At 46.7% G+C, this 11533-nt stretch carries 8 protein-coding genes and 1 pseudogene; 3 read left to right on the plus strand and 6 right to left on the minus strand.

The window, feature by feature from the left end; genetic code table 11:
• Positions 1-220 (plus strand): tyrosine-type recombinase/integrase (locus DHN43_RS26910; protein ID WP_159097020.1); only part of this gene is annotated, 220 nt, incomplete at its 5' end.
• A 182-nt stretch (positions 221-402) separates the two neighbouring features.
• On the opposite strand, the gene DHN43_RS27240 is transcribed toward DHN43_RS26910, so the two are convergent.
• The 3 genes from DHN43_RS27240 to DHN43_RS26925 all read right to left on the minus strand — a co-directional run bounded on the left by DHN43_RS27240 (position 403) and on the right by DHN43_RS26925 (position 1906).
• On the minus strand, positions 403-813 hold the full coding sequence (locus DHN43_RS27240) for a hypothetical protein (protein WP_199914869.1): 411 nt from the start codon (positions 811-813) through the stop codon (positions 403-405).
• An 11-nt stretch (positions 814-824) separates the two neighbouring features.
• The gene (locus DHN43_RS26920) at positions 825-1355 is read right to left on the minus strand and encodes a super-infection exclusion protein B (RefSeq protein ID WP_108820712.1); all 531 of its coding nucleotides are present in this window, start codon (positions 1353-1355) and stop codon (positions 825-827) included.
• A gap of 251 nt (positions 1356-1606) precedes the next feature.
• Positions 1607-1906, minus strand: a complete 300-nt coding sequence (locus DHN43_RS26925) for a hypothetical protein (protein WP_159097021.1) — start codon at positions 1904-1906, stop codon at positions 1607-1609.
• Positions 1907-2327: 421 nt separating this feature from the next.
• Here DHN43_RS26925 and DHN43_RS26930 point away from each other — a divergent pair, with 421 nt between their 5' ends.
• Positions 2328-3308 (plus strand): AAA family ATPase, encoded by a 981-nt coding sequence (locus DHN43_RS26930; protein WP_108820717.1) that lies wholly within the window; start codon positions 2328-2330, stop codon positions 3306-3308.
• Positions 3309-3323: 15 nt separating this feature from the next.
• Complete coding sequence (locus tag DHN43_RS26935; RefSeq protein ID WP_244307067.1) at positions 3324-5651, plus strand: S8 family peptidase; 2328 nt, start codon at positions 3324-3326, stop codon at positions 5649-5651.
• A 274-nt stretch (positions 5652-5925) separates the two neighbouring features.
• Here DHN43_RS26935 and DHN43_RS26940 read toward each other — a convergent pair whose 3' ends face one another.
• The 3 genes and pseudogenes from DHN43_RS26940 to DHN43_RS27335 all read right to left on the minus strand — a co-directional run.
• Positions 5926-10137, minus strand: coding sequence for a VCBS domain-containing protein (locus DHN43_RS26940; protein WP_108820714.1), 4212 nt, complete (start codon positions 10135-10137; stop codon positions 5926-5928).
• A 495-nt stretch (positions 10138-10632) separates the two neighbouring features.
• Positions 10633-11005 (minus strand): annotated as a pseudogene (locus tag DHN43_RS27500) (IS5/IS1182 family transposase); the annotation flags it as partial.
• A 286-nt stretch (positions 11006-11291) separates the two neighbouring features.
• The coding region (locus DHN43_RS27335) for a hypothetical protein (protein ID WP_208995651.1) at positions 11292-11533 on the minus strand (242 nt) is incomplete at its 5' end.

The raw sequence follows: 11533 nt of genomic DNA on the forward strand, positions 1-11533 counted from the left end.
TCATGCTGACATCCCAGATGTGCGCATTCATGATCTACGCCATACGGTTGGTACATTTGCTGCGCAATCAGGTAGCAACGCTTTCCTCATCAGTCATCTTCTGCGCCACCGCAACGTGACCATCACCAACCGCTATGTGAACCATGATGCTCATCCGATACGGGTGCTCTCAGAAACGGTCGGGGAGAGGATTGAGGCGGGGTTGAAAGGAGGGGGGTAAGAACTGACGGCATGAATATGGAGGTATTTGTTTGAATATTCGCGAACACCGTATGTCGTAGTGTGACCATAAGCTGCCGTTTGCGCATATCCGAGGCATTCCCAGCAAGAGCGAGGTTTCAACTGCAAGGTGGTTTTTCTAAGCTCAAGAACGAGGAAGGAAACAAGGCCTTCTTTAATGGATTAATTGTCAGCGCCAACTAACGAGCGGACTGAAGAGAGCTGAGGCAATACTTCGTCTAGTGCTCGAACGATATCGCCAGCACGTACGTTACCTACAATTCGCGCTTCTGGTGTCCATGCTGCGGCGCATAAACGTACCATTGCAAGCACGGTAGCTGCATCAGCATCGTCTGTAGCTGCAGCGCTACTTGGCATTTCTTGTTTAATGCGAATTACTTTTTTGTGCTTTTTGCATTCTGAGCAGTAATCTTGAGTTCGCTCAAACTCATTGGAGTTCTTTTCAAGCTCGCGAGTCTTATGATTCACGTGCTGATCTGGAGTAATATTCAGATTGCGTGAAATGCATTTATCGCAAAACTGCTTACCTTTTTTGCTCTGCAGAAACTCGACTACTCTTTCTAGAACATTCACTTAGCCGCTCCTTAATTGGACTGATCCTTGGCAATCGTGAGATAACGATCAGGGTTTCTCTCAAGTATTTTTCTAGCCCAGGGTTGCAGTATCCAGTGGAAGTTCATGCTATATCCGGGGCAGCCAAAATTAGAGGCCCGTGCGATGATTTTTTTGCCCTGGAGTAAGTTTAATGTTCCATTGTTAATGGGGCCTGTGATGTAAGCGCTTTCGTCCTCGATAAACGGCCGTAGCATTTCTTTCTCGGCGGGGGTCAGTTTTTTGAGGTCTTGCCTGCCATAGGTATTTTGTAACGCATTCTCGATGTGCTTACCAAGTAAATCAAGTACCGGGGCCATCATTTTCGCAAACAAGACGGCCCCAGAGATTATCGCGAGTAAACTGATTAATAGCGCATTCTCAACCCTTAGCTCATTTATACCCATGGTGATTGCCCACGTTTCCGGGATTACCAAAATAAATACCGAGCCCAAGAAAGCAGCAAAGGCTACTTCTTTGTTGAAGATCTTGTTCAGGTGATTGGTAATCCATTCATACGACATATGAAACCTCCTTTGTTGGATTAATCGGCATATCGGATGTAGATAAATTCGCCATGTTCAAATACTTCAAAACGCCCTCGGAATGGACCAGTGACGTATTTTTCAACTGTCTCTTTAGTCATTCGTGATGGATACCCTTTATCTTCACCCCCTTATGCACTTAGCCGACAACCTTGAAGCAGGGCCTTCGTGGGGTTTCTGTTGGTGTATTGCTAAGAGAAGATTTGTCAGTCATTGAAGCACAAAGCTCCTTAGTTGGATCGTAACGCTTCGGTTAAATAGCTTAGTCCTGTGGGTGTAATTTTCAGATCAACGATGCCTCTGAAATCTTCAGGTAGTTCATCATGGGAAACCGAGTCTACTCCCTTGGTTACTTCTATGAATCGTGAGCGTTGCATCTCCTCAAACGGTGACAATAAGTCTTCAATATCGATATTCCGAAGCGTCTGATGAGATAGAAGATCAAATAAATCAGCCCCAATTTGACCTCCATCGGCACCATCTAAGTCCCGGATCGCAGCAAGCATGATTAGAGAAATTTTGGTACTCACTTTGGGTCTCCTTCTCTTGTACGAGACGTTAAAATAGCACGACCAAGGTTAGTTTTCGCTCAGGAGTCTTCAGCCGATTTTGGTACTATGCATTATCGTGGGCGTTCCTTAGTAGGACAGGCTCATACTTGCTCCCGATATGTTCCGATAGCGACCGTTGTTGCTACTTGCGCTAACTCCGGGCAAACCTTTAGCTTCGGGTGGACCTCATTCAACATGCTGATGAGGGCAGAAAGAAGCGTTTCGCATCAACTTAAGAAACACTGCTGGCTTAGGGCGCGAGAGGAACGTCTAATGCAACAAAGTATATAGAAAATGTGATCTTACGAGATTGTTGACTACAAATGTCGCTTTCAGGCTATGTTATCATAGCAATTTGGAGTACGAGCAGCTAACATCAGTCTAAATAGGAGTGCTCGATTTGGCGCGCGGCGAACTAATGAAAAAGCTTCTGGCCAGCTATGGTCAAGACGATAGTTTTCGGGCTGTCGCCGAAGAGATCATTGGTGAAGAAGAGCGCAAAAACAATCGCGTTTTAGCTCGGACTTTGCGCCAAACCCTTGAAACCCTCGGACACAGTGTAAAACCCAAAGGTTTGGGGACGATTATACCTTTCCCCGATGAGGTTAACGATTTTGTCCAAAGAGTAGAGCCACGGAAATCAGCGCAAAACATATTGCTCTCGGCAGAAAACACTAGAATTTTTACAGGTCTTTTGCGCGAGTATCGCAAGTCAGAGCAGATTAAGATGCATGGTTTGCCAGTGCGCTCGAAATTGCTTTTTTGCGGTCCTCCAGGCTGCGGCAAAACGCTTTGTGCCGAAGTATTTGCAAATGAACTAGGCCTTCCCCTCTTCGTCGTAAAACTTGACCGATTAATGTCGTCTTACCTTGGTGAGACAGCAACTAACATTCGCAAAATATTTGAATTTGCGCGCCGCCAGCCTTGCGTACTCTTTCTTGATGAGTTTGATGCAATTGCACGAACCAGAGAAGATATTGGCGAGCATAGTGAACTGCGTCGAGTAGTGAACAGTCTGCTGTTGTTTATAGAGCAAATCCAACCTAGCGGTTTTCTTCTAGCTGCAACCAATTTAGATAGGGCACTTGATTCAGCTGTTTGGCGTCGGTTTGACGAAGTTGTTTGGTTTGATGCACCTGACGAGCGTATGACGCGCAAGTTTTTGATCAACGCATTCAAGAATGTTACAACGGAGTTTGAGCCTGCTTCCCTACTGGATGAGGTGACAGGGTATTCTTATGCCGAACTCGAGAAAATTTCTATTCAAGCCATAAAGCTATCTATTTTAGGCCACAGCAGAAGCGTGTCAGAGCATAATTTCCATGATGCTGTCAATGATGCCAAGCGTAGGAAAAAACGTGCAGATCGTCTAGCTGTCTAATAAAGGCTTTTTTCTTTGCCACAATATGACCATCTCTCGCTCGCTCGTCTTCCCGAAAGTCTTGACCGCCGCAAAGTAAAACGCGCACCCTTGCCACCAATCCGTGACAGTGGCCACTCTCAGGTAGTGCGTACGGGTGTTGCGCAAGCCGTTGCTGCACAACGTGCACAACGTCCGGCAGAATTCATCGACCCCTCTCTAATCCTCAAGGTCGAAATGAATGGCCTATCCATGGAGGATGACTGGGATCGTCTTGGGTTGCGGCTTTTGTCAAATGACACACAGGGAACAACAGTGTTGTTCTCTTCTACTGATGACCTTACTGAATTTCGCCAACGATTAGATGCATATGATGCTCCAATCCCATTCAAGCAGAAAAATAAAAATCATGCAGGTTTCATCGACCGAATTGAGTCCGTAGGCACCATAATGCCACGAGACCGATTGGGCCTTCGCTTACTCCAACACGGGTTTACTGAGGTCAGTGATTTTCAAGACACAGAAACCTATGTTGTTGATATTGAACTGTGGGACTTTGCCTCTCAGATCATGCGGCGTAATAAGGCCGAACAGATTGCTCTATTTATTGAAGCACGCGGCGGGGAAGTCTTTGACACTTACGTTGGCCCATCTCTCACAATTATCCGAATTCAAGCTGTAGGTAGCGCAATCCGTCCAATCTTGTCGGTTGCCGAGGTGGCTTCTGTTGATTTGCCGCCAGAACCAGATTTAGAGGCACAACCTATTATCAAAATGGCGTTGGATGAACTTCCCGCAGTCAATCCCGTATTGGCAGATGCACCTATTGTGGCCATCTTAGACAGCGGCATCAATGCGCACCCTCTACTAGTGGACGTACTCATTGCCTCTGAGGCTTTCCCCGCTGAATTGGGTACAGCTGATGTCTTCGGTCATGGTACGCGCGTGGGAGGAGCCGCTGTTTTCGGAGATTTGCGCCAACAAATAGCTTCTGGACAGATATCAAAATCAGTGCGACTTATCTCTGCCAAGATTTTGACTGACCAAGGTAAATTTCACGAAAGGCGAACACTGCCTTCTCAGATGCGTGAGGCTTTCCAACGTCTCACGACGACCTATGGGTGTCGAATTTTTGTTTTATCCTTAGGGGACAAGGACGCTTGGTTCGAACAAGGCCGGGTCGGCCCATGGGCAATGACCCTTGATGAACTAGCGCGCGATCTGAATGTTCTAATCTTCGTATCCGCTGGTAACCGTGCACCTCGTGGCGGCACATCGATAGAGCAAAGTGTAACGCAATACCCTGAATACCTCCTTGAAGAGGCAAATAGGCTCTTTGAACCGGCTGGTGCAGTAAATGTTGTCACTGTAGGATCTGTTGCTCACGGCAGTGGCCTTGGTGTCAAGCATGCAGAGGACACCCATGTTCAAGCGATTACAGGGCCAATGGAACCTTCCCCTTTTACCCGTTCAGGACCAGGTGCTGCTGGCATAACCAAACCGGACTTTGTTGATGTCGGTGGAACGGTTCTTTACGATGCAGTGACACGACAACTGTTGGAACCACCACAAGTGCCAGAGGCAGGCATTGTCACGCTAAACCATAATTTCGTGCAACAACTTTTTACAAGCGCCAAGGGCACTTCCTACTCCGCTCCGGTATTAGCACGCAAAGCAGCCTTTTTATTGCAGCGCTTTCCTACAGCATCGGCCAATTTAGTTCGTGCACTTTTAGCTGGAGCTTCATCTGTTCCAGAGGCTTCCAATAACAAACTATCTAACATTGATCCTTCTGAGCAGGCTCGAATAGTCGGCAATGGCATAGTTGATGCTCTCAAGGCGGCTTATTCAGATGACCACCGCGTTGTTTATTACGCGGATGATCAGTTGGATATCGACAAATTTGCAATCTACAAAGTACCTATCCCTGCGGAATTCCAATCTGGTGGCAAGCGTACAATTCGCGTGTCTTTGGCCTTTGATCCGCCAGTGCGTCGAACGCGTGCCGAATATGTGGGAACCAAGATGGATTTTCGTTTGATCCGAGGGTGCAGTGCCGAAGAGGTTTCTGCCCATTTCAAGAGCTACAGCGGGACTGGTGAGAAGCACCCAGAAATGGAAGGCAAATACAAATGCGAGCTAAAGCCTGGTCCCAATACGCGAGATAAGAATACGCTTCAAACAGCGGAAGTCACTTATAAAATGCCTACTCCTCAATACGGTGAATTCTACTATCTTGTGGTCCGCTGTGCTGGAGGGTGGGCAGAAGGCGAAGTGGCTCAAAAATTTGCGGTCGTTGTTGAGCTAGAACATCAGGCAAGCATCAAACTTTATGCGCGCTTACGCCCACGCCTACGTACGTAACATCGCATAATCTGTCGCGCTAGAAATAAACCGACAGGCCATCATGTGTGTCGAATGAAACCGAAGCTAGAGAGAACACCTCAACCCTTGATGGAAACACCCGAAGGTCCGGTTATGGCCCTCAGCGATAAGCTGGTCAAGATCGATCCCAAGTTGACTAATTTGATCAAAGGCCGAAGTCATGTACTTGCCGGACGCGCTTTGATTTCGGCTAAATATCACACAGTAATAAAGGCCTTCAGCATTCGCCGAAGGCCTAGATTATTAGAACGCGTTAGACAAATTGGAAATCGTCTTGATTCAGCTCTGCAATTGAAACGTTCTTCAAAGTGACAGAATTGCTTATTCCGAGAGTAATCACAGTATCAGCGCCATTCTCGCTTGCGGCTTCAATGATCGCATTGAAGTCGGCAAATGCTGTCTGATCGAACTTGATTAAATCTTGGATACCTGAACCTGCTTCAAAGTCAGTGATGACATCGTTGCCAAAATTGACACCTACAAACCGGAAGGTGTCCGAGGATGAGCCACCAGTAAGAGTGTCGTTCCCTTCACCACCGTCAATAAAGTCAGCTCCTTTCCCTCCGTCGATTGTATCTTCTCCCTGAAGGCCAAGCATCGTGTCATTAAAATCACTGCCTGTAAGAGTATCGCTTGCTACTGTGCCCACATCGTCACGGCCGTTGATTGTTATTTTGATCTCTGTGGAAGTGGGGGTATTGCTGCCATTATCGATTTCAATCGTGTAGATTAAAGTAACGTTTTCTCCACGATTTAGATAATCGAACATATGTGCTGGTGCGTCAAATGTAAAATGTGCTCTTCCATACCCTGCAGGTACATTGTCGCCGTAGCCACGTGAAAATCCATCCGAAGTTAAGAATTCCAGCAAGGATGTGGTATCGAGACCATCCACATTACCGCTGGCTTCAATAGCAATAGCTTTCCCTTCATGAGTATGGGACAAAACGTGTTTATCGTAAAAAACAACGTCTACTGCAGTTTGTACAGGTGCATAATCTGAAGTCTCATCAATAGTTGCTTCTGATTTAACCAAGCTATATTGACCTTCAGCGTCGGGGACGAGTTGATAGGTTCGAGCTCTATGTGAGTAGGCTGTCTGGAATCCTACGGTAACAACTCCGGAGTCTGATATTGATACAGATGTCCCAAATCTCCCATTTTCATGACTACGCCCAATGTATCCAATGATTGGGGGAATCAAGAATTGTTCCGTGTATCCTCCGTCGGTATCAGGTGTATAAACAGCAACCCCACCCAAATTCGTTACTCGATCGCCTTGGGAATTAATGTAAGTATACCCTGGTACGCCAACAACGATTAACCCGTTGGAGTTTATATCGACTGCTTCTCCAAATTCTTGGTATAAATTGTTTGTAGCTCCCAGCTTCGTTTCATAATAAGTTCCGGTTTCATCAGGTGTATAAACGTACACAGCCTTTTTTGTGGGAACTCCAACCACTATCACTCCATCATCATTGATGGTGATGTTTTCACCGAACTGATCTCTTTCTGCTGCGTCTGATGAATGAAGTTTTACTTCTTCATATCCTCCGCTAGCTTGAGGCCTGTATACAAAAATTGCACCAGCCTCAAATCCCAAGTCATCGTTACTTGGTGAACCAACAACGACTATGCCCTCAGAGTTTATCATGACGTCTTTTCCAAAGGCGTCTTGCAGAGAAATGTCATCTGGAGCTAATCGAGTCTCTAAATATCCTCCAGATCCATCTGGCTTGTAGATGTAGGTAGCGCCGCTGGTTTCGGTATTGTTTTTGCCCCAATAGGCACCAACAACAATGGTTCCATCATCACCTATGGAGACAGACGAACCAAATAATTCTCTTTGGTCTAAAGATGAGGTTAGTTTGGTTTCGGTATATCCGCCGTTACCATCCGGTTCATAAATATAAATAGCGCCATGATCATCGTTCGCCCTGTACGCGCCGGTAACGATGGTTCCATATTGGTTAATGGCAACATGCCATCCAAAATAATCTGATATTTGACCATCTGATGGAGAAATCCTAGTTTCTATGTAACTCCCGAAACCATCCGGTTGATATACATGTATAATCCCTTCTGTCAGATTTGCATGAGGAGCTCCTACAACAATGACACCGTTCTCAGATGTCGCGGTCACATGAGAGTATTGGTCATAATCATTGTTAATTTGAGGCACTATTTCCATATTATTTGGCAGGGCTTCAACCCGTAAATCAGAAACAGGATCGACAGCGCCAACAATTGTAACTGTCACTGTTTTAGTAACAATACCACCATGCCCATCATCGACCGTATAAGTGAAAGTGTCATACCCACGTTGTTTTTCAAGCAGATGATCGAACTGTCCATTGGGATCATAATGGAAAACACCATCAATAAATGTGACTGTACCTTTTGTTTCGCTGCTGTCGAAACTAATCGTATGCGTGTCGGAGGCATCCACATCACTATAATCTGGTGCAATACCGACCTCTTGGTTCTCTAAAGTGGTCGCTTCAATATCTCTGACGATGGGGCGATCATTTTCCCCTTCAACAGTGATTGTTACGTTGCGCGTGATAACGCCTCCGTGACCGTCATCAGCGGTATAAGTAAAGGTCTCTGTGGCACTCTCGCCTTCAGCAAGGTAATTGAAGTGCGGAAACGCCGAGTATTCAAAGTTGTTCCCATAGCGCTCGAGTTTGCCTTTGACGCTCTCATCATCCCATGTAATTGCTAAGCGGTCTGAACGATCAGGGTCTACGAGACCGGTCTGGATCAAATAGTCACGATCATCTTCTGAGACCGTTACTGCAACATCATCCGCGTGTGGTGTATCGTTAGTGCCGATGATTATGATTTTGGCCGTGCCCTCAATCGTGCCGCCATTACCGTCATCCAGCTCCACCGTGTAGGTAAGTGTGACTTCCTCATCTTCAGCCAGGTAATTGAACACCTCATAGCCTGCGGTGAAGTCAAGATTGACTTTTCCGAAGAGCGACTGGTCTGAAGTGTCAATGGAGCCAATGGTAAGCAGATCTAACAGTTGTTGTTCGGTGAGCTTGTTCAGGCCGTTCTGAACACCTGATAGACTGAGGCCTTTTATATTTGCCGTGTGGCCTACGTCCGTCACATCCGCATCGGAGAATGACAAACTCAGCTGGCCGACAATGTCCGAGGTGTCGGTTGTTTCATAAAGCGTCAACTCATTGGCGGTCCGGCTATAATCACCATTCGGGTCTGGCTTAATGACGTATATCGCACCAGTATTGATTTCGGTTGTGCTGTCATTACCCGGCTTGCCAATGGTGACAGTGCCATCTTCGCTAATGGCAACAGCAAAGCCAAATCCATCACCGGCAACTACGTCCGGTACACCAATCTTGAACTCTTTATAAGTGCCATCTTCCTGCAGGACGAAGACATAAACTGAGCCAGAGGCGTAGCCGTTTGCTTCATCGTTTGCAGCTGCGACTACGAAGGTACCGCTTGAGTTGATCGCAACGGCAGAGCCAAACGTGTCGCTAGCATCACCATCAGCTGCTATAAATTCAATTGAACCAGAATAATTACCATCTGCATCTGGGGTATAAAGCAAGACGGACCCGGTTGCAGCTCCCCCATCAATCCAATTGCCAGGCTGACTGACTAGTATTTGCCCATTTTCGTTAACAGCAACGGACGTACCGAGTTTGTCTCCGATTTGGAGTTGAGGAGCATCCAGCTTAACAGGATCTGAATATCCATCGAGAGAAGAATGATAGACATATAACGCGCCCGTATCGTTTAGTTCGCCCTTTGCTCCGACAACGATCAGGCCGCTTTCATTGAAAGAAATGGAGCTGCCGAAATTTGCCAGACCTTCACCCTCCGGCGCGGTGAGTTTGATCTCGCTGTAGCCTCCTGATGCTTCAGGTGTGTAGATATATATCGAACCTGCGCCAAGGTCACCATTAGCATCATCGCCAGCTGCGCCAACAATGATTTGACCACTTTCGTTTATGGCTACAGATGAGCCAAAATTATCGAGCTGTGTGGCATCTGAGGCGACAAGCATTATAGGAACGGTATAATCGCCATTGCCATCTGGTTTATAGACATAGACAGCGCCGCTCTCAGAGTTTCCATCGGGGGAAGCGGTGGTCGCACTTACGACAACGGTGCCATCATCGGCAATAGTAACCGCGTCGCCAAAATGATCGCCAGCAACCCCGTCGGGGGCAATGAGTTGGTGTTCCACGTAAGTACCGTCTTCCAACGGCGTAAAGATGACGACTGAGCCAGCCTGATAATTGCTATCTGGTGCATCATCTCGAGCACCGGCAACAATCACGCCATTTCCATTGATCGCAACTGCGTTGCCGAGCTGCCCAGTCTGGACAATCTGGTCGGAAGTGAGCTTGATGAAATCAGAGATCAGCTCTGAGTCTAGAAATACGGGAGTGTGATTATCGCTGGAGGTATTACTGGTATCAAACATATAATATTCCCAAAGTACCGCTTACTATTAGTTGTATGTTGCATATAAGTATAATTCTGCAGTGTGGTCCATAGGAAAAGTAATCAGTAAAAATTGTAAGTATTTACTTTTATTATATATTTAATGAGAAGGCGCAATAAAGGGGTTCGGCTTTTCGACAAATACTAGGTAACAAAAGAATATGTGGTGTTTTGGTGATGCTGACCACTAAGAAATCGAGGTAGCGGAACTTTAGAGTGGCCCCCGTCAGCTTTAGAATGACAAAACCTTGCTTTTGGTGTGAGTAGATCAGCTAGACGAGCGGTGATCTCAGTTCTTTCCCGCTCCACGGCCAAGGCTTCGCTCAACCCCTTATTATCCTTCGTAATCCTAGGCTCAGGACTCATAGCCAGAATATCACAGTTGCTGCGATGTAAATTGCTGATTTGAATATATTGGGGCAACGGTTTTTCTTACCTTGTTACTGTCGTAATCGCGATCTGCGATCAATACCTAGGCAGCGGGTAAATCGAGTAATAGTACCTCAGCTCCCTTGTAATCACTGGTTTGCCCGAGGATCAGGTGAAGGCTGAACGGACGGCCCACCTCATCTCCCACAGCATGAAGTTTTGTGTTCATGCCGCCCTTCGTGCACCCGATCAGGCGCGGAACGATCCCCCTTTTTCAGGCTTTAAGCGGTGCGGTGGGCCTTCAGGTGCGTTGCATCGATCATCAGAATATTAGCTTCAGGGCCTGTGGAGCTGGCCAGCTCCTCAAAGATCTTTTCAAAACACTTTTTTTGAGACCAGCACACAAACCGGTTACATAAAATCTTGTAAGGGCCGTATTCTTTCGGCGCGTCCCGCCAGCGTAAGTCATTGCGAGTAATTGTTCCCCGTCGAATCCATATGGACAGATCGATCGATTTGAGTAAGGGAGTGTTTTGGCCCACGATCCCACTGACTGGAGTGAGAAATGAGGCAGAACGGCATGCTACATGAATGGCTGTTTAGAGAATTCCAGGCCCTTCATGAAAATAGCTGAAGACGCTTCTGGAGAATTTGCTCAACTCTTGATGGAAACGCTCTAATGGCGACTTCTGGCCCTTGAAGTACATAATTCAATCTCAAAACAATGGGTTATGAGTACAGATTCGTACGATTAGTTTGATAAGTTCAACCTGCAAGCCCGAAGACTGAGATCGCGGACCAGAGTTTATCCATCACTCGATCAGTTCCTCGCTGCCGCTTATCTGTTTTGATTAACTCAATTGGTGCGCCGTTATAGACAATACGTCCAGTACTTAAGTTTACTCGATATCCGTCAGCAAGCATGAGCCATCGCCCCTCTACGTGGGCAGTGGGGTGAGTGAGCTGGAGCATAATCTTGCGCATCTTTACGCTTTGCTGGCCTGGAT

This window comes from Pseudovibrio sp. Alg231-02, from assembly GCF_900143565.1.
Lineage (GTDB): Bacteria > Pseudomonadota > Alphaproteobacteria > Rhizobiales > Stappiaceae > Pseudovibrio.